We start from the raw sequence: 23,669 nt of genomic DNA, 5'->3' as shown, positions 1-23,669 counted from the left end.
TTTAGAATAAGTATACCCGAAAGGAAGTTTGTACGATGATTTTAATGGAACATATCGTTCGTGAAGGACACCCTGCCCTTCGCAAAGTTGCAGAAGTAGTAACATTTCCACTATCCGAGGCAGACCGGAAGTTAGCCGAGGATTTAATGAATTATGTCCAAAACAGCCAAAACGAACTTATTTGTGATCAATATGGCCTGCGCCCTGGAATCGGCTTAGCCGCACCGCAAGTGGATAAATCAAAAAAAATATTTGCACTACATATTACAGAGGAAAATCGTGAGCCACTGAGCATCATCGCCATTAATCCCAAAATTGTCAGCCACTCCGTCGAAAAGACTTATCTAAGCGCCGGAGAGGGTTGCCTATCTGTTGACCGTGATGTAGAAGGCTATGTACCCCGCTATGCGAGAATTACCATTAAAGCATTCGATCTCGAAGGGAAAGAATACAAAAAACGGTTAAAAGGACTCGCCGCCATAGCTTTCCAGCACGAACTTGATCATTTAAATGGCGTCATGTTCTATGATCATATCGATAAAAAATCACCCTTCAAGGAAATTCCAGGTGCCATTCCTTTTGAACGCGATTAACAAATGCCTATGTGTCAAGGTATAAATAACTTGACAGAAAGTTTAGACAAAGGTATAATTGAACCGAGGAAGTGATGTAGCCATGTACAAACGCCTTAAACGTAAACTGTTAAAGCGGCTGAATGGCATTCTCGGTAAAAAAACAATCGCCTGATATCTTAGCTCACCAACCACAAATTGGTGAGCTTTTCTTTATTTTAAGGAAGTGTCATGCTACTATAAAGAGAATCAGTTCAATCGAACGTAAAAAGGAGAGCAAACGATGATTTATAAAGTCTATTATCAAGAAAACATGCTACAAGTACCTGTCCGCGAAAACACACAAAGCATGTACATCGAAGCGGACTCGGAAAGGTCTGTCCGCGAGAAGTTGAAATCACGCAACTACAGTATCGAATTTGTCCAACTTCTTGAAGGTGCACACCTTGAACACGAGCAGGCAGCACCATATTTCGAGCTCGAGCAGGTTTAAAAATGAAAGCGATTAAAAATAATGAAACAGCCGTTTTCGCTTTAGGCGGACTAGGAGAAATCGGTAAAAACACATACGGTGTGCAATTCCAAGATGAAATCATCTTGATCGATGCCGGCATTAAATTTCCTGATGACGAGTTACTAGGAATCGATTACGTTATTCCTGATTACACGTATCTTGAACGAAATGTGGACAAGGTCAAAGGTCTATTCATTACCCATGGTCACGAAGACCATATCGGAGGCATTCCGTACTTACTGAAAAAAATCAATGTCCCTGTATACGGTGGGAAGCTTGCGCTCGGATTATTGCGCAATAAGCTGGAAGAACACGGTCTACTACGAACAACAAAAATGATTGCGATTGACGAAGATGATGTCATTAAATTCCGCAAGACCTCAGTATCATTTTTCCGGACAACACACAGTATTCCGGATGCTTTCGGCGTCGTCGTCAAGACACCTTCTGGTAACATCGTCCATACAGGTGACTTCAAATTTGACTTTACACCTGTTGGGGAACCAGCAAACTTGACGAAAATGGCGAAAATCGGAAGTGAAGGTGTCCTTTGCTTGCTATCAGACAGTACAAACGCTGAAGTTCCAAACTTCACAATGTCTGAGCGTAAAGTCGGAGACAGCTTGAATGATATTTTTAGAAAAGTGGATGGCCGCATCATATTTGCAACATTCGCTTCAAATATTCACAGACTTCAACAAGTGATCGAAGCTGCTCAGCAATTCGGCCGTAAAATCGCGGTGTTTGGTCGCAGTATGGATAACGCGATTACAATCGGGCGTGAACTTGGCTACATCATTGCACCGAAGGAATTGTTTGTCGATACACAATCATTGAACAGACTTCCCGCAAACGAAGTAATGATCCTTTGTACCGGGAGTCAAGGCGAACCGATGGCAGCACTCTCACGTATCGCCAACGGAACGCATCGACAAGTTCAAATTCATCCTGGGGATACGGTTATCTTCTCGTCTTCTCCAATTCCAGGTAATACGCTAAGCGTTAATAAGGCAATCAATGCATTATTCCGCGCAGGTGCTGAAGTGTTACATGGTTCGTTAAATAATATCCATACATCCGGGCACGGTTCACAGGAAGAGCAGAAACTAATGCTTAGACTGATCAAACCTAAATTCTTCATGCCAATTCATGGTGAATACCGGATGTTGAAAATGCATACAAATCTTGCTGTTGACTGTGATGTCCCACGGGAAAACACCTTTATCATGGGCAACGGTGATGTACTTGCCTTAACTCATGATGAAGCACGCCTTGCTGGGCGCATCCCTTCTGGTGATGTCTACATTGATGGCAGTGGTATCGGTGATATCGGCAATGTCGTTCTTCGAGACCGCAGAATCCTTTCAGAGGATGGTCTTGTCATTGTAGTAGCAACAGTCGACATGAAGCGAAACCGCGTTGTGTCAGGACCTGATATTATTTCTAGAGGATTTGTTTATATGCGTGAATCCGGCACAATGATTCACGAAGCACAGCAAATGCTTTCTAAACAAATGCAACGAAAACTTGCCAACTCACCAGCTGATGTTGCTGCACTAAAAAGTGAAATCATTGATGTCCTCGGGCCTTATTTATATGATAAAACTAAGCGTAAACCTATGGTACTTCCTGTTATTATGGAAGTTTAACAAAAATCCCGCTATACACATTTCGATGTGCATAGCGGGATTTTTTTACGTTTATTTTAACACACCTGTTGATTAACCATTTTCGGTCCACTTTCGATATTTTAATGAAGCGCCTTTTTCTCAAACTTGTGAATATCCGCATCCGAACCAATGACGATTAAAACATCTTCGCGTTGAATCTTCTCTATCGCCTTGGGTGACACAAGAATTTGTTTTCCACGTTTGATGGCAACAATATTAACACCATATCTAGCACGAATGTTAAGTTCAATCAAGGTAGCGCCCGCAAGTTTATCACTCGCCTTAATTTCTGCAATCGAATGCTCATCCGATAATTCAAGATAATCGAGTATATTATTCGATACCATATTATTGGCTATTCGAATCCCCATATCCCGCTCCGGGTGAACAACTTGGTCAGCCCCAATTTTTCTTAATACTTTTTCATGATAATCATTTTGAGCTTTCACCGTGATTTTCTCTACACCAATCTCTTTCAACATAAGCGTCGTTAAAATACTAGCTTGAATGTTATCACCAATTGCTACAACGACATGCCCAAAATTTCGAATACCCAATGATTTAAGGGCCGATTCGTCCGTTGTATCAGCTACCACGGCTTGCGTTGCAATTTGAGCATATTCATCTACCCGTTCAGATGAAATATCAATGGCCATGACATCTGCATCCAGTTCGATTAATTCTCTAACGATGCTTCCACCGAAACGACCTAACCCAATGACTACAAATTCTTTCTTCACAAAGCATCTCCCCAATCCGCTTACTGGATGCGATTAGTGTATCATATTGAATGTATCCACTCAAATCCCTACTTGAAGGATCACGTCTGTTGATTAACCAAAAAATAACTAAATTTAGCACTAGCATACTGTGTACAATCATTTTGGATTGCTTTGGATTGAACGCATTCGATACAATCACCGGGATGTCTTGATCTGTAGGGGCGCGACTTCTTCGCACCCCTACAGTTTTTTCGGTCATCGTATGGTCTTTGTTCATCCGTCGCGCTCCAAAATCTCAAGTACACAAAGTGCGAATGCTTTTTGGGATGAAAGAGCAGTCTGCCTCTTACTTAGAGAGGCGGCCAAAGATACAATTTTGGCCGCAGAAGCTTTCGCCATGGTCTTTTCTTTTGTTATTGTAGGAAAGGTTCACTTTCTAATAGGCTTTCCATATTAAGAGGTCTAAGCCTTGCTACAAGTAAAAAAGGAACGCATTGTACAATAGACAAGAGTGCCCGAAATTGCATATTCGGGCACTTACTCTCCCTATAGAAAGTCATCTATTCTTTTCTTTCCAAACAACCGCATTCTTCACTTAACTATTGGAGGTACGCGACATGTAATGAGGCACAACAGCATTATGAAAACGAGTATGTCTAGAAAGCGAACCGGAAATGGTTCAGGGAATATGAAGAGTAGAAGTACTTCCACCAATGTTTTATGCAAGAAAATGATTTATCAACAGACGTGTTGAAGGATAGTTCTATAAAAAAAACCCGACAACGCAAGTGATGCGCAATCGGGCGGGATGTTAGTCTCTTTTCATTTCAGCTAATACACGGTTCACACGTTTTTCAAGCATCTTCATACCGCCACCGCCTGCTTGGAAGTGACGCAACTGACCATCTTTATCAAACACATAATATGCAGGCACGTATTGGTTATCAAATTTGTCGGTTAATGTCGCATCACTATCGACAAATATCGGTTGCGTAATATCATGCTTTACAGCTACCGACTTAATTTGATCCATATCTAAGTCATCCGCTGAACGAGGCATATGGACAGCGACAACGTTTAAATATTTTTTAAAGCGGTCTCTAAATTCATTCACTTCAGGCATTGCTTCTTTGCAAAGATGGCAGCTGATTGACCAGAAATGGATAAGCGTCGGTTTTTCCCCGACAAGTTGTGCTTTTGTTTGTTTGCCGTTCAACCATGCTGTTGCACCATCAAGTTCGGGCATTTGATCACGTAATTTCATAGTTATCGTCCCCCTTAATTTTCATAAAAAAACCCCCACTGCTTATTGTATGCGTGGGGATGTTCATTGGTAAAAATTATAGTGTCTTCTGACTTGATCTCCAGTTAGAAGAGCTTGAGGGACACGTATTGCAATACCATCTTCTTCAATCAATGCGCCGTAATCACGCGCTACTTGGTGATTTGTATCTGTAGATACATCGATACCCTCTGCATCAAGGTCTTCGAATTCATTATAACGGTCTGACATTGCACTAATCCTTTTTAGGACGTCAAATTGTTGGCCCAATTTGACATGAGTTAGGTTTAATTAGTTTTTATCGAATTAACGACAAAAGACAAATCTTTTATAATTTCAATCTTGCTCTAAAAGTAAACAGATTGTTATTCACAAAGAGATGGTTTTGCTGGTCTTGCTAGACAATATTCACAATCTGGATCATCACAAGATGTTTCGCGCCATTCATCACATGTTGGACAGAAAACGGAGTCATGTTCGTCATTATAAGCTAGCGGATCGAGGCAAACAATACAGTGATTGGGTAGTTCAAATAATTCACGAATTTTACCGTTCTTCATCAAAAATATTCCTTCAATTTCTTTCTTACCTTCCCTCGGTTCATCTATCACTTCCCAACTAAAACCAAGGTCCTTCATTGTCCATTTTCGTTCATCTGGATCTAAATAGAAAACTTTCTTTTTTCCCAATCGTAGCCCCTCCTTACTTGCTATATTATACCATGAAATAAGTGGAATTCAACGTTGGTCGTTTTTACCAAAAGTCCATTTTATGGACATAATTCATACAACAACCATTGTAAACACGGCACCTTCTCTTAGTATATTTACCACATTCAAAATTTCCACTATTACAGATTATTTTTCTAAAAAAATAAGTCTTGATTTTCAAGCGGTATTTTGTATAATTGAAAAGGATTTTAGTAAACTAAAAGTATAGTATAAATAAACTTTCGTAAAATTGATTGTGGGGGGATGTCTGTGGAAATAGGACGTAAGATTAAAAGCCTGCGTTTGAAGAAAGGGCTGACTCAAGAAGAACTTGGAGAACGGACCGACTTGACGAAAGGGCATATTTCGCAATTGGAACGCGATCTCAACTCACCTTCAATTGAAACACTTTTCGCTTTACTAGAAGTTCTCGGAACAACACCTAAAGAATTTTTTGATGAACCAAAGAAAAATGTTACCGTTGTGTACTCGACTGATGACCAAACCATTTATTCAGATGATGAGCTCAAATATAGCATTCGTTGGCTCGTACCACGCTCGAATGAAAATGACATGGAACCCGTACATATTACCTTTCAACAACAAGGCGAATTCAAAAGATTTGAGCCTTCGCTTGCCGAAACCTTCATATATGTACTCAAAGGAAAAGTAACCATTGAAATTGGCGACAAGCATTACAATGCCAGTAAAGGGGATGCTGTCTATTATGACGCATCTGAGCACCATCGTTTATCAAACGCACATACAGGTACGAGTGAATTACTACTCGTTGCTACTGAATCTTATTTATAAGGGGGACTACCGGAATGACACAACCAATTATTCGTTTTGAAAATGTCACAAAAAAATATGATGAAGATACAACTGTACTAAACGGGGTTTCTTTTGAAATGGAGCGCGGAAAGTTTTATACACTACTAGGTCCTTCTGGCTGCGGTAAAACAACCATCCTTCGACTGATTGCTGGTTTTACTGAAGCAACAGATGGAGAGATTTTTTTCAACGGCAAAAAAATCAACGACGTCCCCGCTAATGAACGACAAGTGAATACTGTTTTTCAAGATTACGCATTGTTCCCCCACTTGAATGTTTTTGAAAACATTGCATTTGGTTTACGCATTAAGAAAGTGAAGCAAAACGAAGTTGACCGTCGCGTACGTGAGGCCCTCAAATTCGTCAATCTTGATGGCTATGAATCACGAGAAATCTCAGAAATGTCCGGTGGTCAGCGCCAACGGGTTGCCATTGCTCGCGCCATTATTAATGATCCAGAAGTTATCTTGCTCGATGAACCACTTTCTGCACTTGATTTGAAATTACGTTCAGAAATGCAATATGAGCTTCGTGAATTGCAACAGCGTCTCGGCAAGACATTTGTTTTCGTTACGCACGACCAAGAAGAAGCACTTGCTATGTCTGATGAAATTTTCGTTATGGATGGCGGCAATATTCAGCAGTCCGGTACACCGCTTGATATTTACGATGAGCCCATCAATCGCTTTGTTGCCGATTTCATTGGCGAATCAAATATTGTGCCCGGCGTTATGATTGAGGACTATGTTGTACAATTTACAGGTCGGACTTTCGAGTGTGTCGACCAAGGTTTGAATCCTAACGAAAAAGTCGATATCGTGATTCGTCCAGAAGATCTCGAACTCACCACTGTCGATAATGGAAAATTGAATGTCACAGTCGATACGCAATTATTCCGTGGTGTTCACTACGAGCTTTCCACATATGATGCAGATGGCAACGAATGGCTGGTCCATTCCACTAAAAAGGCTGAAGTTGGTGTGCAGGTTGGACTCGATTTTGATCCAGAAGCTATTCACGTTATGCGTCTGAATGAAACCGAAGAGGAATTCGACGCCAGACTTGAGGCATACGGGGTACCGGATCATGAACAATAAGCCGCTACGTCCGTTATACACCGTTCCCTATACTGCTTGGATTATCCTATTTGTGATTGCGCCGATTGCCCTCATTGTCTATTACTCATTTTTCGACTTGGCCGGCAATTTCACATTCGATAACTATAAAAACTTTTTCTCATCTGTCTATTTGAAGCTGACAATTAGTTCGTTCTGGTATGCATTTTTAATCACTTTCTTTTCGTTATTATTTGCCTACCCAACTGCTTATTTTCTAACGAAGACGAAGCATAAACATCTTTGGTTATTGCTCATCATTATTCCATCTTGGATCAATCTGCTGCTCAAAACGTATGCCTTCATTGGGCTCTTTGGGCTGTATGGTCCTATCAATGCATTGTTAGAAGTGATGGGCATCGGTCACCAACAAATTCTATTCACCGATTTTAGTTTTGTATTCGTTTCTGTATACATTTTTATTCCGTTTATGATTTTGCCCATTTTTAATGCGCTCGACAAATTAAACCCGGCCTTAATTGATGCGTCACGTGATCTAGGGGCCAACGCATGGACAACTTTTAGACGAGTCATTTGGCCTTTGACTTTAAATGGTGTGAAATCAGGGATTCAAGTTGTATTTATCCCTGCCCTATCGCTATTCATGATTACGCGACTTATCGCCGGAAACAAAGTCATTACACTTGGGACTGCTATTGAACAGCAATTCCTAGTCACACAAAACTGGGGAATGGGTTCGACCATTGCCGTATTCCTTATTCTATTCATGTTCATCATCATGTTAATTACAAAAGGGAAAGAAAAGGGGGCGTCCAACAATGGAAAAATTAAGTAAACTCCCTAAACTCTATTTAGCGGTCGTCTTCATCATTTTATACGCACCGATTTTCTATTTAATCTTCTACTCCTTCAACTCGGGTGGAAGCATGTCGAATTTCGAGTCATTTACACTGGAACATTACGCGGCGGTCTTTGAGGATACACGATTACTTGTCATTTTACTCAATACCATTGTTGTCGCACTGTTGTCGGCACTCATTTCAACAGCCATTGGGGTTCTTGGTGCCATTGCTATTCTGTTCATGCGCAATAAAGCGATGCGCAACGCCGTTTTGTCGCTCAATAACATCTTGATAGTGAGCCCAGACGTGATTATCGGGGCGTCATTCTTGATTTTATTCACCATGATTGGGGTCAAGCTTGGATTTGCTTCGGTGCTAATTTCACATATCGCCTTCAGTATTCCGATTGTCGTTATTATGGTATTACCGAAGCTACAGGAAATGAGTCCAACATTGATTGACGCAGCGCTAGATCTTGGTGCCACTAAACGCGATGTCTTAACACGTGTAATCATTCCGTTCATCAAACCAGGCATATTGGCAGGATTCTTTCTTGCGTTAACCTATTCCCTAGATGACTTTGCGGTCACCTTCTTCGTCACTGGGAACGGCTTCTCGACGCTGTCTGTGGAAATCTACTCGATGGCACGTGCCGGGATTACACTGACGATTAACGCCTTGTCCGGCCTCATTTTCCTCATCACGGTTGTGCTCGTCATCGGCTATTATATGATTAGCCGTAAGACCAAATCACCACTTGCGGGGGTGCGAAAATGAAAGGGATTTTACGTGGGGCGGCTGTCATACTAATTGTTGCTGTCATACTGCTCGTCATCAATGCAAAATTAATTGAAGGCGGAGGCAGTGCTAGTAAAAATTCAATTACGGTCTATAACTGGGGCGAATATATTGATCCTGATCTTCTAAAACAATTTACACAGGAAACAGGCATTAAAGTCATTTATGAAACCTTCGATTCCAATGAAGGCATGATGGCAAAGATTGAACAGGGTGGTACGGCGTACGATATTACAATGCCTTCCGAATATACGATTGAAATGATGAAGGAAAAAGACCTTCTTCTCCCGATCGATTATAGTAAAGTGCCGAACGTTAAAAATATCGATCCGTACTTTCTTGACTTGCCTTTCGATCCAAACAATCAATTCTCACTTCCCTATTTCTGGGGAACGGTTGGGATTGCCTATAATCCAACGCTACTGGAAGGACAGACATTTGAACGTTGGGATGACTTATGGGATCCTTCTCTCAAACAAGATGTCATTCTCGTCGATAGTGCTAGGGAAACGATTGGCATGGGGTTAAATTCACTTGGCTTTTCATTGAACAGCACGGATTTAGGTCAATTGCGTCAAGCAACCGATAAATTGAAGACGCTTAGTCCAAATGTCAAAGCTGTTATTGGGGATGAAGTTACACCACTCATGATTAATGGTGAAGCGGCTGTTTCTCTAACATGGTCTGGGCAAGCGGCAGATATGATGTACGAAAATGAAGACATCGATTATGTTGTTCCTGAAGAAGGTTCCAATCTTTGGTTCGATAATATGGTCATTCCTCGCACATCAAAAAATATTGAAGGTGCACATGCCTTCATTAACTTCATGTTAGATGCGGAAGTAGCTGCACAAAATGCTGATTATGTCGGTTACTCTACTCCGAATCTTGCGGCACTTGATTTTATGGATCCTGAAGTAACTGGGGATGAGCGCTTCTATCCCGACGAAGAAACCCGTAATCATTTAGAGGTCTATAGAAATCTAGGACTTGAAATGCTTGGGGTTTATAATGAATTATTTTTGGAGTTTAAAATGGATATGAAATAATGAAAAGCGTAAGGCGCCTGCCTAGATGCGACAGGCATAAGACGAGTCGACGCCGTGGCGTACTTTGCCACATTGGAGGGATGCAGTCCAATCCCTCCCTGTCGACTTGGCTTATGACCCGAGCATCTGGCGCCTGAAGCTAGACAATAACAAAAAGTAGCAGCCTGCTTCGTATGCCTGCTGCTTTTTTGTTATTTCATTCGACAAAAGTCGCTTGACGGTGCGTTGATATACAGCTTATGGTACGATACCTTAATGACACGAAACAGTTTGGAAAGTTGGGATAACAATGGCGGTTAAATCGAATAATTTTGCCTTATACATTTTAATGTTCAATATGTTTATTGCCATGTCAGGAATCGGACTCATTATTCCGATTATGCCGGAGTATTTAGCTACTTTCGGTGTTGCAGGTCAAGCGCTTGGTTTCATGATTGCCATCTTCTCTTTTGCACAATTTATCTTCTCGCCCTTTGCCGGTGATTTGTCCGATAAGCACGGACGTAAAAAAATCATTGTTATCGGACTCATTATATTCGGATTATCACAGCTAGCTTTCGGGCTGTCCACTGAACTCTGGATGCTCTTTCTCGCGCGCTTCTTTGCCGGATTCGGCTCAGCATTCATCGTCCCACCAATGATGGCTTTCGTTGCCGACATAACTACCTTAGAAAATAGAGGAAGAGGAATGGGGCTTCTTGGTGCTTCCATGTCGCTCGGCTTCATGATTGGGCCAGCAATTGGCGGATTTCTTTCCAAGATTAGCTTAGAGTTCCCTTTCTACTTCGCGACAGCAGCGGCCCTTTTTGCAGCACTGCTTTCTGTATTCATCTTACCTAATCCCAAACCAGTTGTAGCAGACAATCCTACAGTTAAGAAAAAGCGGGAAAACCTATTTCAACAATTGGCACGCTCAACTAAGACTTCCTATTTCGTTGTGCTCATCGTCATGTTCGTCTTTTCGTTTGGATTGGCAAATTTCCAGTCTACGATTGCGCTTTATGTCGATCATAAATATGGCTATACCCCTACTCAAATCGCTGTACTTATCACGGTAGGCGGCTTTGTAGGTGTTATTGTCCAAACGTTTATCATCAATCCTTTGTTTAAACGCTATGGTGAAATGCGTGTAATTCTCGTCAATCTTGTCATAGCAGCCTTCTCACTTATTGGCATTATTTTCGTCGATATGTTCTGGTCTATTTTACTTGTCGCAACGATCTTTTCCACAGCCACTTCGCTGCTTCGTCCAGCCGTCAATACACTGATTTCGAAGCTAGCAGGTAAGGAACAAGGCTTTGCGGCGGGTATGATGAATGCCTATATGAGTTTAGGAAATATGGTCGGCCCAGCGATTGCTGGCATCATATTTGACATTAATATTATCTATCCCTATATTCTCGGCATGGTAATCCTACTCGCTTCTTTCGCTATCGCAGCTATATGGGCGAAACGTAACCAAGGTTTATTGGCAGAAACAAGAACGAAATAATAAAATGCCCACGCTATCGAGTTGGTAGCGTGGGCATTTCTTATTATCTTTTCTTTTTCGCCTTCAACAGTTCTGAAATACTTTCCTGCGCTGTTGGACCTTCCTCAACTACCGTCTGGCGAATTCGTTTCACACCAAATCCTTTTAACATGCCAAAGCGACGCAAAGTGATATCGATGAAGAACAGGATCATCGCTGCTAGGATTAGCCATTCCGCAATTGGTTTCTTTTCACCACTTTTTACTAGCTGATGACGGAATGCTTCTGCAGGTTGTTCTAATACTTTTCCACCTGTTCTTTCCGCAATTTTCGTCATTAATGCAGCATTCGGTGATGCCGGCTTATATTCATCGCTATAAGGGACTGAAACACCTGCTTCAAACAATCCGCCCCTGTCATCCGATACGCCGAAAAACACCAGACCAGGCTTTGTATCGACAGTCACTCGTACTTTACCAGGTGCAAGTGGCTCAGAAACAAATGGCACATCTTGTCCTTGTTCGTCCACAATAGCGATATCCAGGAATGCAGCCTTACGTGAACTGTCCGTCACGGTATACGTGCCGCCTCGTTCATGCGTAATGATATAGGGTACTTCTTCATAAGTCGGCAATAATCTAGCTACCGCTGTATTCCAGAAGTTTGCATAGCCGTCCCATCTTGCCAAATCTCCTGTCCACTTTCCTGTAGAATCAGACGTAAAGGCAACTGTTCTGCCTAATCCATACATCCATTCCGCAATGACTGGATCTTCCTTATGGCTTTCTCCTACAATGGTTGCCGTGCTTTTAGCAGTCGTCGCAATATACGCATTGATCTGCGGCACGCCATCTTTGAACAAAGAGGTCCATTCCGGAACATTTGCCATGGTCATATAAAATGGATTATCTTCAATATAAGTTCGCGTTAGCATCGATGTTTCTCTGGTCAAAATTGCTGGTACCGTCGATTCATCAACCACATCGTAAAAACGCCCGCCGCCAAATTCGGCAAGTTCTTCTAGTAGCGTCCAGTCCGCATCTGTCCCGATTGCCACCGTTGATAAGGTAATGTTGTTCTTTTTGCCTTCCTCCATCACTTCTTCATAATCAGGAGGCATATCCGATTGACCATCTGTTAGCAAAATGATATGTTTCCGTTGCAATTTCAAATCGGCTAAATCTTCATATGCTTTTTGCACCCCAGGAAAGATGTTCGTCCCTCCTGCTGATGGAACAGAAAGAATTTTTTCGATTGCTTCTTGTTTATCGCCCACCTTATCAACCGGGATCACTTCCCAGACTTGATCGTCGAAGGCGGTGAATCCGAATGTATCATCATCGCGGAGAAGTTCGACTGAGCGAGCTGCCGCTTCCCTTGCCAAGACAATTTTCGAACCTGACATACTTCCTGATCGGTCTAGGACGATGACGAGACCAAGCGATGGAAGCTGCTCTTTCCCTTTCACTTCCATCTCAACAGGTAGAAGCCTTTCAATAGGAGATTTAAAGTAACCCCCAAGTCCGAAACTCTCATCCCCACCAACCATCATGAACCCTGTACCGAAATTTTTCACGGCTTGCTCTATGACCGTCATCTTGTGCTCTCCAACGACATGACCAGGCACATTATCAAAAATAATTGCACCGTAGCCGAGATAACCTGATAACGTTTCAGGCAATTGCACTGCATCGACAACGTCAACGCTCATCGCACTTTGGTCGAGTATCGTTGGGATAACAGATGGATTGCGTTCGGTCTGTACAACCAGAACACGTGGAGATTGTTCCATCATCGTAATAGACAGCATCCGGTTATTCTCCAGAAAGCCATCATCTGGCACAATTAGCTTTGCTTCATACTTCAACAGCCCGCTACCTGTTGCCGAGGTTCGAAACGAAAATGTATTTTTCCCCGGCTCAAGCTGGACCAGCTCCTTGATAATTTCCTTATCATTTTGATAGATCAATATCTCTCCCGCTGTCCGCGTGGAAGATTCTACTTCTACTTGTAGCAGCTGCTTTTCACCTTCGTAGGCAGTTCTCGGTGTGTCGAAAATTGAAATAGAGGCATCGGCAGTTCCAGGCCGTTCTAGTAGTACAGTATCAATCGTGACACGTCCGCCACTATACTTCGGCAATAACTCCTCAACTGAACCAATCGTCTCTAATCCGTCCGATAACAGCACAATCCGGGTCGCTAGTTCTTCCTTAGCAATCGCTGCTGCCAGATCAATCGCTTTCGCAATATCTGTCGCATCCTTTGCCTCTATGTCCTCAACGACCGGAACTGTAAGCTCTGCATCTGTCAGCTGCATGTCTGTCCGAAACATCTCCGCAAAAGAATACAAGCCCACTGATTGATTTTCTTTACGCTCTTTCAAACTTTCCGCAAGCCATTTATCTGCCGTATCTTTTGCGCCTGCAATGGAAACAGAACGGTCCACAACAAAAAGAATTTGTTCTTCATTGGCACGTAATGTCATATAAGGCGAGGCAAGTGCAAAGACTAATGCCATAATTGCAGCACAGCGTAATGCAAAAAGAATCGTCCCTTTACTTCTGAAGCGCATCGCTGATGATTTCCACGAATACGCCATATATAACGCAATTGGAACGAATAACAGAAGCCACAACGGCTGATCAATTCGGATATCCACGTCGTCGTTGCACCTCCCATTCAATAAGAAGCAAAAGGAGTAGCGGCAATAGCAATAGCCAGCCAATTCGATTCTTTCCTTCTTCTGCTCCTTCGCCACCTGCCGTTTGTCCAATCCGATACAATGAACCCGTCACGAGCTCTTTTTCAGATTGTTCCAGTTGGACAGCAAATAACTTTTCTCCCCCGCCATCTCGGGATTTATAAATTCCAGGACGCGTGGGTGCCATGAAACTTGAACCGTCTGCAAATGTTGTGACGTATTCATCCTCCACCGTATAGACTTCCATGCCTTCCGTAGCGCCACTCGACAAAACCGCTTTCCGTTCATTCGGTACAAATAACCCTAACGTATCCGTGTCTGAACGCAGTAACTCTGCCGAACTCCAAACGAATAGCGGGAACGACGGATGAAGCGGCCAGTCCGTCAATTCAATATCCGCCAACACAACAATATCCCCGCGCTTCGATCGTTGAATGAATGGCTGATCCCCTACCGTCGCTATCGTTGTATACGACGTAAATGGTGGATATAGCGCACTAACATAGACATCGCTAATGTCCGCAATGGTGAACAGTGGGTCTGCCGTGCTCTTGACGGCCCCAGAAATTGGTGTAGGCGATTTATCATTACGACCAATAATAATAACCGGCTTAGTTCCTTTTTTTAGCAATGAAACATCATTTGTCACAATAATCGAGTGGTCCTGTGCGGCCAGCAATTCATCGGCAGAGCCCGTTGAAACAGCTAATCCGACCGCTTCGAACGCCCGCTTCACCAGTTCATGTAACTGACCATCAACGACTGCCTCTGACACCTCATTGCCTAGTAAAACTGCTGCTGTATTATCCGCTTCATAGTCATCTTCCACAACAATTGCAGCTTGTAACACGTTACTGTCAGGCAGTTCCTTAAACGATAACAACACGTCTTTCCCAGCTTCAACAGTAAACTTTTCATCTAGCAGTCGATCATCTGTCAATAAGTTTATCAGTTGCACTTGTCCGGTTTGATCGACATCCGAAGCATTGACAATTTTAATGATTGCTTCCGTTCCTTGCGCTGTTTTTACCGCGCCAAATTTGTAAATGGATAGATTGACGAATTCCTCTTCCGAACCATGAACGGTCCATGCAATATTGCTGTCACCTTCAGCAAATGCCGCACGGTCTAGTGAATCTGTGTAAATATGAATATCCGCGCCATCGACGGAAGCTATAGAACGAGCGAATTCCAACGCCTTTTCTATATTTTCGTGTTCATAAGACACGGCTAATTTATCGATGGCAGCTAGTATCGCTTCCCCATCTGTTTGTTCCCGCACAACAATTGCTGGCTCCTTACCGGTCGTCACAATGGTAAATGGCTCGCCTTCACGGCTCGTAACGAGTTCTTTCATAGCTTGCTGCTGTCGTGCAAATAGGGTTGTTTGATCCTTACCGGCAAGCATACTGGCGGACGTATCTACGATAAGAATGGTGTGGCCGCCAATTGCTTGATCTTTAGGCAGAAAAGGACCTAGTAAAATAAATACCAATAAGAGAAGTGCCGCCATTTGAAGATAAAATAATGCATTGCGCTGCAAATTCTTCAAGTAGGGAGATACTTTTGTTTCCCGCATGGATTGTTGCCAAAATAATGTCGATGAAATCGTTGTGACTTCATACTTTTTCCGAAAGAAGTAATACAACAAGACAACCAACGGAAAAATAGCCGTCCAGCTATTGACAATGTTCTCTAATCCCATTTGGTTGCCCTCCTATCGCAGCCAACCTGCATGGCGCATTTTTTTCGTCACCGTTTCCATAACTCCTTCTGACACTTCCGCACGTATCAGGTCAATCCCAAACTTGCCAGCAAGTGCGGTCAATTGGGTTTCATGTGCTGATTTGGTATCCAAATAATCCTGCACTGCACGCCTTGTCACAGTCACTTCGACGCCTGCACCACTCTCGCTATCAATAAAGCGGACATCCCCTTCATAATCGGGGGCTTCTTCCGGTTTTGAATGAATGGTCAGTATGCGTATATCCCCACAAATGCCCGGTAGACGACGGAAAAGATGCTCCCACTTGTCCGTTTCCTCCAGTCCATCTGTAATGATAAACAGAACCGTTACCGCTTTTGGAATATGACGCAGTGCTCGATCCGTAAAATTACTTGTTGATCCTGGCGTGTCAATTGAAGAAATGAATTTTGTAAGTGAGGCTCGATGCGCAGTGCCTTTTCTTCTATAAAAATAATCTTGTTCATCTGTCCACGTTGAAAATGACACCGTGTCGCCACTTTTTAGCGCGATATGCCCAAGTGCGATGGCTAGTTGACGGGCATAATCCCATTTGCCATCTACCCCCATCGACTTTGTCGAATCAAGCACAATATGTATGCGCATCTCTTGCTCGTCGAGAAATTGTTTAATATACGGCTTATCCGTTCGTGCATAGACATTCCAGTCAATATGACGCAAATCATCACCCGGATGATATTCCCGAAAATCGGAAAAATCAAGCGATGAACCCGTCTTTCTAGAACGATGTGTCCCTTTATGATGTCCGAGTCGCCCAGACCGCGAGACTATGGATAGGGCACCAAGTCTTTTTGTCAGTCTATCGGGGAACAATTCACCACTCATTACACCGAGGCTCCTTGCCGTACTTCTTCAAGCAATTTAGTGATTAAGCCGTCGACATCGACACCTTCGGCTTCGCCTTCATAATTGATCAGAATACGGTGACGTAATGCAGGTTTGGCGACCGTTTTAATATCCGCAATCGATACATGATAACGCCCAGCTACGAGTGCACGAGCTTTTGCCAGCCTAATGATAGACTGAAGGCCACGTGGTCCACTTCCGTATTGAACATATTTGGACCATTCATCTGCAGAGCCGCTCTTATTATGTGTTGCTGCGACTAAGTCCACTGCATAATCGATCATGTCATCCGCAATCACAATTTCTTTCACCATTTCCTGCGCCATCACAATGGTTTCTGCATCCATCACTTTTTGAACCGCAATGTTCTTCGCCCCCGTCGTACGTAAAATAATTTCTTTTAGTTCCGCTTTCTCGGGGTATGGTAACAGGATTTTGCACAGGAACCTATCCATTTGCGCTTCTGGTAATGGATAAGTTCCTTCCATTTCAATAGGGTTTTGGGTAGCCAGAACAAAAAATGGACGCGCCATTTTTCGAGTTTCTCCCAGCACCGTCACAGTTTTTTCCCCCATCGCCTCCAGCAAAGCACTTTGTGTCTTCGGCGTCGCACGGTTAATTTCATCCGCTAGTACCATTTGGCTAAAAATTGGTCCTTCCTTAAAGGCAAAGCGTTGCATCCCTTCTTCGTTCCGTTCCAAAATACTCGTTCCCGTAATGTCAGCCGGCATTAAGTCCGGTGTGAATTGAATCCGTGAAAATGACAAATCCAAGACTTCTGATATGGTTCGAATCAGCATTGTTTTCCCAAGTCCAGGAAGCCCTTCTAACAACGCATGCCCATCCGCTAGTATCGAATAAAGGGAAAACTCGACCGCTTCTTGCTGGCCAACGATAAATTTCCCAATCTCTTCTTTAACTGTTCCAAGCTTGCCGCTCATTTCTTTAAACTGCTCTGGTGTATATGGCATTCCAACACTCCCATTCTATATAAGTTGAAATAAAGAATCCGGTTTAATTTGCTACGGCGCTAGGAAAGGATGCGCCGTAGCTCAGTCTATACAGGTACTTATATTTCCTCATTCAATTGAGGAGAAATAGTCAGACAGGATATGTTGTAAATCTGGTGGCAGCTTCATTTTATCTGTACTCTTCAAGTAAGAATCTTTATAGTCACCCACAACTTCCTTGTAAGGGCGAATTGTTCCCTTTTCCACAAGACCTTGCGTTTCACGTTCCTCGATGAAATCGCCCTCTCCGAGATTACCACCCACAACCGATGATTCTCCTTTTTCACCTACGCGGTCGTAAGGAACAGATAACAGATTTCTGCCACCTGATCCTTTACCCGCTCCGGAACCACCTTGACCCTGACCTTGACCGGAGCCAGAACCAGAACCAGAACCTGATCCTTTACCAGAACCCGAGCCAGTACCCTGGCCTGAACCCTCACCTTGACCTTCGCCCTGCCCTGACTCTTGACCTTCACCTTGACCCTCACCTTTGTTATCACTATCCTGCTGCTTTTGGTCATCGCCTTCGCTATCCCCTTGACCTTCACCAGTTCCTTCTCCCTGACCTTCACCACTTGCCTCGCCAGGTTTACCGCCTGAAGCGGAGGAAGATGAATTCGTGTTTGCATTGGCCAGAGCAGGCAGTGTAGGGGCTTTGCCTATGTTATTCAACGCACTATGGGCTTTCCCTAAATTTCGGGCTAACTTATCTGCTAACTTGCCGAGTTCCTTTAGTTCTTGCTCCTCAGCATCCGTCAAAGCATCTGCTGGATTGTCAGACTTTGTTGCCGCCTCTTTCTTATCGGCAAGACGCTGCTCTTTCAGACGTAATTCTTTCTGCTTCTTGACGAGCTCCTTCAATACGTCTTCGGACAGTTCTGCTGTAAGCAACTTCTCTGCAAGATCCTGTAGTTCTTTTTTCACTTCAGGAATTGGTTCTTTTTTGACCAATTCCTGAACTTCTTTTTTCATTTCTTCAATCACTTCTTTTTCCTTTTCAGCCGCTCCTGCTTCCAACTGTGCTTCGGACGGAAAACTGACTAGCACTGTTAGGCAGGTCGCTAATAAGATGAAGCCCCCAAACATTTTCGGATTGAAATAATGCTTCTTCCTTTTCTTAAATCCCTCAAAGGCAGTCGCAATCTTCGCTTCTGCTTCTTGGGTAAGCGCCGCTGCAAGATGTGTTTCACCGACTTTATCATCCAGCGCAGTGATCAATAGATTATCCGGCATATAACTGTCGAGCTTATGAATCGCTTCACTTTTCCGCGAGCGTTTATAGATCATAAACATAATCGTTGCCACGAGTGCACTCACCGCAACAATCCATGTGATTCGTCCATAATAGGGCAAGACGAATAGTCGAGAAGCAAAGACAACAATTACTGCAAGCAAGGTTGCAGTAAACAACCCCGTTTGTAGCGTATGGACAACCTGTTCAAAACGAAGCCGAGCCAATACAGCATTGACATACTTTGTTAGTATTGGTTTCCTTTCCATTCGCCCATCTCCTTATCATTTCGATTTTTTCATATTGATACGTAATTTTTTCACAGCAATAAACAAAGATAAAACAGTAACCGTTAAATAAAAAATGAGATATGCAATCCAAATTGGGAATTTCACCTGCGTCATTTCCCCTATTGCCTCTGACACACCTGGTGACAGTAATGATGCGAAAAGCACCGCCGGATTAATAGACGCTAGAATTTGCCCCGTTATAGAAGGGGGTGGTACGCCCACTCCACTATAATTGAACTGCACCACTTGCATCACAATGAGAAATAAAAATCCTGTGACAGCTGATAAGAACAGCATCGTTCCATACGTTGCAATCATCGACACAATGGTTCTTCGAATCAGTGTCGAAAACATGATACCAATGCTTCCCATCGCCAATAGCGTCACAAATAAAAACAAAAATACTTTCACAAAATCCATTGGTGATATACCACCAAATAGGAACACTAAACTATAAATCGGCAACCCCGCCACTGTCAGTAGTAGCAAAAAGGCAATGGAAGACAATAATTTCCCCGAAATAATCTGAAACGAACTTTGTGAAGTCGTCAGTAAAATCGGCAGTGTCTGTTTTTCCCTTTCACTACTGATTGCACCGGCCGTCAAGCCTGGTGTGATAAATAAAACCAATCCCAGTTGTATAAATACTAGGAAAGAAAACAGCAGTACACTTTCACTCGGCCTAAAATAGGAGACACCTGTCATGCTCATCATCGTAAAGATAAAACCAAATACGAAAACGCACATCGCCACTAAATAGAAAAGAAGTCCCACGAAACTTTTGGGCGACCGAAATCGCAGTTTCAATTCTTTAAACAGCACAGGGTTATTGTAATTCATCTTCATCGTCAGTCGTCCCCTTTCGTAATTTCCATGAACACATCTTCAAGATTGGTGATATGCTCCATGAACGAAAGGATTGGAATATCATGAAGAATCGCCCGTTTTAACAAGCCAACCTGATCGTCCTCCGTTCCTTTATATGAAAATGTAATCCCAACACCATCATCCATTCGTTCAATATTAGTGATGAATGGATCCTCCTCGAAAAAGGCAATGATCTTATCCGAAGAATCCGTCAAACGAACAGTTATCACCCGCTCACCGCGTAATTTTTCTTGAATCTCAGCAACTGAACCATGTGCAACTAGGCGACCATTATCAATCACACCAATCTCATCACACATTTCTGCAAGCTCAGGCAAAATATGCGATGAAATTAAAATCGTTTTGCCCATCTTTTTAAGTGTTTTTAAAATATCTCTCATTTCAACACGCGCACGTGGATCAAGACCAGATGCCGGTTCATCGAGGATAAGTACTTTCGGATCATGGATAAGACTACGCGCCAGGCATAACCTTTGCTTCATCCCCCGTGACAGTAGATCGACATAGTCATAGCGCTTATGCGACAAATTTACAAGTTCCAACAATTGCGGAATTAGGATTTTCCGCTCCGCTTCTGGAATGCCATAACTAGCGCCATAAAAGTCTAGATACTCCTCCGCCTTCAACTGATCATACACACCGAAAAAGTCCGGCATATAGCCAATCATCTTACGTACTTCAGAAGGGTTCTTCCGCACGTTGACACCGTTGATGAACACATCTCCCGCTGTCGGCTGCAGTAATGTTGCTAAAATAAGAAACGTTGTTGATTTACCTGCACCATTTGCCCCTACAAAGCCAAAAACAGTACCTTCCGCAAGCGTCAAATTTAAATCATCAAGCGCGCAAAACTTTCCATACCGCTTTGTTAACCCTTTAATTTCAATCATTTTGCCACCTCACCATTCAACTTAAGCTGCGGAACGCGTCCTTGCTGTCCATTTTGTGCATTCTTTACTAACAAACGAAGAACGACCGTTCCTTCAGGCGATAGATAACTATCTAAATTATCAGTCAAGGTGAATTTACTAGCATCTTGTTGCTCGTATTCTCCTGTTTTGATGTTCAAAATACTGACATCAAATAACTGTTTTTGTATTTTGGATACTTCAAATGATGCCCACTTCAATTTCATACCTTTCAACTCTTCCGGTAGCTGCCAAGTTTGAAGATAGACGGGTTCATGGAAAAAATATTCGTCCACTGTATTGCCTATTTTATCTGCTTCATACAGGGCATCCTCCGAAACAAGCGACATGTTCATCATTTCTGGAACAACTGTAAATGTATTATTAAATGTCACATCTACTTCGACCGGCTGTGTAATCATCGTCATCGATGAAATACCCGGTTTGCCTTGAACCAGTTCTATTGGAACAATTTGTGTATCGGTATAACCGATGAGTACCGGTTTTGCTGTCTTATTCATTTGTTCATCCGAAAAAGTTAAGAGGCTGTCTTTTCTCATCTTTGTTAAATCTTCACCATTAGACGCTGCAGGATTCATATACGGGTTATAGATCGATCGTCTAGGTAACAACGTGTTAGTCTTCAACGTTTCATCTACTTGAACGGTCTCTCCCGGGCCAAGATCACCAATTGGGATTAACGTACTACCAGACCAAATGGAAACTTCCGTCAATGCAAATGGAAAATCATTTGTAATCGTACCTGTTAATTGTTTATCGTCAATCCTCAACTGGCTTTTATAAGTCCCAACCTTCTCCACTGTCGATTGACCATAAACTGTCGCAACATCCCAATAACCTGCATCACGGAGATGGACCGTCGAACCTGTTAAATCTTTTTCTAGCATTGTACTTTTATGGTTAGGAAATGACGAAGAACCGAAGAGGTTGTCTCGACGCAGTGACGAATACAACGTAGTATCCGACGGCGCTGTCATTTGAAAGTCCCCTGATTTATTGGTTAGTAGTGATTCTGCAAAATAGCCACTTAAACTACCGTCAAGTGCCACATCCAGCACAGCTGTATGCTGAACTTGTGCACGAGCAATTCGATCTTTTGCTCCGTATCCAAAAATAGCAACAGAGACTACCACTGCAATTGCCGGAATAATCCACCATGTATATTCCCGTTTATCCTTCCTTTTCAAAATAAAATACAGCACTGGGATAATAATAATCATATAAAAGATAATGATTCCTAAAATTAAGGGTGCTGACACTTTAAATGAAGGAAATAATTCATTTGCACTCCCTATCGTATAGACAATCGACTCCATGGGATCATTATAATAATAATTCTGCGACATGGAATTCCCATAAATCATGCGTTCGCCTTTTTCAAGCAACGTATTCCAAAATGCAGTCATACCATCCATTTTAGCTAAAGGCTCATCACCTACAGAGAATGCCGTTTGCATGATAAGGCCTTCTCCCAGTTGTTTATAGGCAGCCCATACATTATTCCCCTCTTCAAGTAACGGATGTGCATCCGCAGTTAATTCCGTAGTATAGGCTGCAATCATCCCCGTAAAATCTTCTGTTGCCGCCCATTTATTCAAAATAGCCGTATTCATTTCTGTATTCCCTTGTAGCTTTAATGGTAAATAATCGGCAAACAAACCCGCTTCCGCAAGACTATTGTCCGAACTACCAAAGACCATAATTCCGCCGGCGCGTACCCAGCCAATTAACGCTTGTTGCTGTTCCGAAGTTAAATCCGCTATTGGGTATTCATCAACAATGATAACGTTAGCCGCTCCCCAGCCAACCGCTTCATCAGGAAATTTGGATGCAGCAATTTTATTGGCATCAATCAATACCATTTGTGACATATTACTGTATCTCACTGTTTTTAAGGCTGCTAAGCGATCCACATTATCAGTAAATTGGACACTAAATTTGTTGTCATCAGAATGCAATGTTGTCGTTATATTCTGCGACCCTTTATGTTCAATTACCTTTCCTTTTTTCCAGCCGCCTTCATAGAAAAATATTTTTTTTGAATTTGCCATACCATACATACCGCTGTTATCATTCATTCTTTGAACAATGAAAGTAACCGTTTTTGTCTCACCCGCACCAATTTCAAGCGGGTACGCTTCCCCGGTGCCCATCGAATAGGTATATTCCATATCGATGACCATATCTCCGCTAAAAGCCGTTCCCTTATTATCTATCGTCAGCGTTACGGGCGCCCCTCTTCCATACTTTGCTTTGCCATCAAGCCCCGCCGATACACTTACCTTCAATTCCGGTGCTGCAAGGGCTGACGCAGTCGGCATGAAGACGATTGATGCCATCAGCAACGTGACAAACAGCGCAACTTTTTTCCACATATCCATTATCCTCCTGTCGGTACTAATTACTAAAATAGTAAATAGAGTAATAGTGCTCCTATATTAGTACGAACCAAACAAATCAAAGTTC

At 42.8% G+C, this 23,669-nt stretch carries 20 protein-coding genes and 1 pseudogene; 9 read left to right on the top strand and 12 right to left on the bottom strand.

All coding sequences use genetic code 11. The features are described from left to right. Positions 1-35 precede the first annotated feature (35 nt). The 3 genes from def (at position 36) to rnjA (ending at position 2,735) form a co-directional block, all read left to right on the top strand. A complete protein-coding gene (gene def / locus ACIQ0H_RS01350) occupies positions 36-593 on the top strand; it encodes a peptide deformylase (RefSeq protein WP_403409806.1) in 558 nt (185 codons plus the stop codon). 262 nt (positions 594-855) lie between these two features. Continuing rightward, a complete protein-coding gene (locus tag ACIQ0H_RS01345) occupies positions 856-1,065 on the top strand; it encodes an RNA polymerase epsilon subunit (protein WP_203246083.1) in 210 nt (69 codons plus the stop codon). A gap of 2 nt (positions 1,066-1,067) precedes the next feature. Beyond that, positions 1,068-2,735: a ribonuclease J1 gene (gene rnjA / locus ACIQ0H_RS01340; RefSeq protein ID WP_403409803.1), complete on the top strand. Its 1,668-nt coding sequence runs from the start codon at positions 1,068-1,070 to the stop codon at positions 2,733-2,735. Positions 2,736-2,836: 101 nt separating this feature from the next. Here rnjA and ACIQ0H_RS01335 read toward each other — a convergent pair whose 3' ends face one another. The 4 genes and pseudogenes from ACIQ0H_RS01335 to ACIQ0H_RS01320 form a co-directional block, all read right to left on the bottom strand. Next, on the bottom strand, positions 2,837-3,496 hold the full coding sequence (locus tag ACIQ0H_RS01335) for a potassium channel family protein (protein WP_403409800.1): 660 nt from the start codon (positions 3,494-3,496) through the stop codon (positions 2,837-2,839). A gap of 793 nt (positions 3,497-4,289) precedes the next feature. After that, complete coding sequence (locus ACIQ0H_RS01330; protein ID WP_403409797.1) at positions 4,290-4,742, bottom strand: TlpA family protein disulfide reductase; 453 nt, start codon at positions 4,740-4,742, stop codon at positions 4,290-4,292. Positions 4,743-4,865: 123 nt separating this feature from the next. Beyond that, positions 4,866-5,000, bottom strand: a pseudogene (locus tag ACIQ0H_RS01325) (peroxiredoxin); the annotation flags it as partial. Between the two features lie 125 nt (positions 5,001-5,125). Continuing rightward, a complete protein-coding gene (locus tag ACIQ0H_RS01320; protein WP_403409795.1) occupies positions 5,126-5,449 on the bottom strand; it encodes a hypothetical protein in 324 nt (107 codons plus the stop codon). A gap of 291 nt (positions 5,450-5,740) precedes the next feature. Between ACIQ0H_RS01320 and ACIQ0H_RS01315 the strand changes: the two genes are divergently transcribed. From ACIQ0H_RS01315 to ACIQ0H_RS01290, 6 genes are all read left to right on the top strand, one after another. Continuing rightward, complete coding sequence (locus ACIQ0H_RS01315) at positions 5,741-6,283, top strand: helix-turn-helix domain-containing protein (RefSeq protein WP_403409792.1); 543 nt, start codon at positions 5,741-5,743, stop codon at positions 6,281-6,283. Between the two features lie 14 nt (positions 6,284-6,297). Then, positions 6,298-7,401: an ABC transporter ATP-binding protein gene (locus ACIQ0H_RS01310; RefSeq protein WP_403409789.1), complete on the top strand. Its 1,104-nt coding sequence runs from the start codon at positions 6,298-6,300 to the stop codon at positions 7,399-7,401. Continuing rightward, on the top strand, positions 7,391-8,215 hold the full coding sequence (locus ACIQ0H_RS01305; protein WP_403409786.1) for an ABC transporter permease: 825 nt from the start codon (positions 7,391-7,393) through the stop codon (positions 8,213-8,215). Before ACIQ0H_RS01310 ends, ACIQ0H_RS01305 begins: the two co-directional genes overlap by 11 nt. Then, a complete protein-coding gene (locus ACIQ0H_RS01300; RefSeq protein ID WP_403409783.1) occupies positions 8,199-8,999 on the top strand; it encodes an ABC transporter permease in 801 nt (266 codons plus the stop codon). Before ACIQ0H_RS01305 ends, ACIQ0H_RS01300 begins: the two co-directional genes overlap by 17 nt. Then, entirely contained in the window at positions 8,996-10,069 is a 1,074-nt protein-coding gene (locus tag ACIQ0H_RS01295; RefSeq protein ID WP_403409780.1) for an ABC transporter substrate-binding protein, read from the top strand. The genes ACIQ0H_RS01300 and ACIQ0H_RS01295 overlap by 4 nt, the downstream gene beginning before the upstream one ends. Before the next feature lie 289 nt (positions 10,070-10,358). After that, a complete protein-coding gene (locus ACIQ0H_RS01290; protein ID WP_403409777.1) occupies positions 10,359-11,561 on the top strand; it encodes an MFS transporter in 1,203 nt (400 codons plus the stop codon). A 43-nt stretch (positions 11,562-11,604) separates the two neighbouring features. On the opposite strand, the gene ACIQ0H_RS01285 is transcribed toward ACIQ0H_RS01290, so the two are convergent. From ACIQ0H_RS01285 to ACIQ0H_RS01250, 8 genes are all read right to left on the bottom strand, one after another. After that, positions 11,605-14,199, bottom strand: coding sequence for a VWA domain-containing protein (locus tag ACIQ0H_RS01285; protein ID WP_403409774.1), 2,595 nt, complete (start codon positions 14,197-14,199; stop codon positions 11,605-11,607). Continuing rightward, complete coding sequence (locus tag ACIQ0H_RS01280) at positions 14,183-15,946, bottom strand: vWA domain-containing protein (RefSeq protein WP_403409771.1); 1,764 nt, start codon at positions 15,944-15,946, stop codon at positions 14,183-14,185. The genes ACIQ0H_RS01285 and ACIQ0H_RS01280 overlap by 17 nt, the downstream gene beginning before the upstream one ends. A gap of 12 nt (positions 15,947-15,958) precedes the next feature. Then, positions 15,959-16,831: a DUF58 domain-containing protein gene (locus ACIQ0H_RS01275; protein ID WP_403409768.1), complete on the bottom strand. Its 873-nt coding sequence runs from the start codon at positions 16,829-16,831 to the stop codon at positions 15,959-15,961. Continuing rightward, a complete protein-coding gene (locus ACIQ0H_RS01270; RefSeq protein WP_403409765.1) occupies positions 16,831-17,823 on the bottom strand; it encodes an AAA family ATPase in 993 nt (330 codons plus the stop codon). Before ACIQ0H_RS01270 ends, ACIQ0H_RS01275 begins: the two co-directional genes overlap by 1 nt. Before the next feature lie 108 nt (positions 17,824-17,931). After that, a complete protein-coding gene (locus tag ACIQ0H_RS01265) occupies positions 17,932-19,365 on the bottom strand; it encodes a hypothetical protein (RefSeq protein WP_403409762.1) in 1,434 nt (477 codons plus the stop codon). A gap of 15 nt (positions 19,366-19,380) precedes the next feature. Next, complete coding sequence (locus ACIQ0H_RS01260) at positions 19,381-20,232, bottom strand: ABC transporter permease (protein WP_403409759.1); 852 nt, start codon at positions 20,230-20,232, stop codon at positions 19,381-19,383. Between the two features lie 2 nt (positions 20,233-20,234). After that, on the bottom strand, positions 20,235-21,164 hold the full coding sequence (locus tag ACIQ0H_RS01255) for an ABC transporter ATP-binding protein (RefSeq protein ID WP_403409756.1): 930 nt from the start codon (positions 21,162-21,164) through the stop codon (positions 20,235-20,237). Next, positions 21,161-23,578 carry a hypothetical protein gene (locus ACIQ0H_RS01250; RefSeq protein WP_403409753.1) on the bottom strand — a complete coding sequence of 806 codons (2,418 nt, stop codon included), beginning with the start codon at positions 23,576-23,578 and terminating at the stop codon, positions 21,161-21,163. Before ACIQ0H_RS01250 ends, ACIQ0H_RS01255 begins: the two co-directional genes overlap by 4 nt. Positions 23,579-23,669: the final 91 nt, after the last annotated feature.

This window comes from Sporosarcina sp. NPDC096371, from assembly GCF_044762865.1.
GTDB lineage: Bacteria > Bacillota > Bacilli > Bacillales_A > Planococcaceae > Sporosarcina.
This window is presented reverse-complemented; position numbering and strand designations above follow the sequence as displayed.

What these genes read in the sequence shown, in the direction of transcription:
- ACIQ0H_RS01295 (WP_403409780.1), top strand. Translation starts at nt 8,996, where the DNA reads ATGAAAGGGATTTTACGTGGGGCGGCTGTCATACTAATTGTTGCTGTC.
- ACIQ0H_RS01280 (WP_403409771.1), bottom strand. Translation starts at nt 15,946, where the DNA reads ATGGGATTAGAGAACATTGTCAATAGCTGGACGGCTATTTTTCCGTTG.
- ACIQ0H_RS01270 (WP_403409765.1), bottom strand. Translation starts at nt 17,823, where the DNA reads ATGCCATATACACCAGAGCAGTTTAAAGAAATGAGCGGCAAGCTTGGA.
- rnjA (WP_403409803.1), top strand. Translation starts at nt 1,068, where the DNA reads ATGAAAGCGATTAAAAATAATGAAACAGCCGTTTTCGCTTTAGGCGGA.
- ACIQ0H_RS01300 (WP_403409783.1), top strand. Translation starts at nt 8,199, where the DNA reads ATGGAAAAATTAAGTAAACTCCCTAAACTCTATTTAGCGGTCGTCTTC.
- ACIQ0H_RS01260 (WP_403409759.1), bottom strand. Translation starts at nt 20,232, where the DNA reads ATGAAGATGAATTACAATAACCCTGTGCTGTTTAAAGAATTGAAACTG.
- ACIQ0H_RS01255 (WP_403409756.1), bottom strand. Translation starts at nt 21,164, where the DNA reads ATGATTGAAATTAAAGGGTTAACAAAGCGGTATGGAAAGTTTTGCGCG.
- ACIQ0H_RS01265 (WP_403409762.1), bottom strand. Translation starts at nt 19,365, where the DNA reads ATGGAAAGGAAACCAATACTAACAAAGTATGTCAATGCTGTATTGGCT.
- ACIQ0H_RS01345 (WP_203246083.1), top strand. Translation starts at nt 856, where the DNA reads ATGATTTATAAAGTCTATTATCAAGAAAACATGCTACAAGTACCTGTC.
- ACIQ0H_RS01290 (WP_403409777.1), top strand. Translation starts at nt 10,359, where the DNA reads ATGGCGGTTAAATCGAATAATTTTGCCTTATACATTTTAATGTTCAAT.
- ACIQ0H_RS01310 (WP_403409789.1), top strand. Translation starts at nt 6,298, where the DNA reads ATGACACAACCAATTATTCGTTTTGAAAATGTCACAAAAAAATATGAT.
- ACIQ0H_RS01250 (WP_403409753.1), bottom strand. Translation starts at nt 23,578, where the DNA reads ATGTGGAAAAAAGTTGCGCTGTTTGTCACGTTGCTGATGGCATCAATC.
- ACIQ0H_RS01275 (WP_403409768.1), bottom strand. Translation starts at nt 16,831, where the DNA reads ATGAGTGGTGAATTGTTCCCCGATAGACTGACAAAAAGACTTGGTGCC.
- def (WP_403409806.1), top strand. Translation starts at nt 36, where the DNA reads ATGATTTTAATGGAACATATCGTTCGTGAAGGACACCCTGCCCTTCGC.
- ACIQ0H_RS01330 (WP_403409797.1), bottom strand. Translation starts at nt 4,742, where the DNA reads ATGAAATTACGTGATCAAATGCCCGAACTTGATGGTGCAACAGCATGG.
- ACIQ0H_RS01305 (WP_403409786.1), top strand. Translation starts at nt 7,391, where the DNA reads ATGAACAATAAGCCGCTACGTCCGTTATACACCGTTCCCTATACTGCT.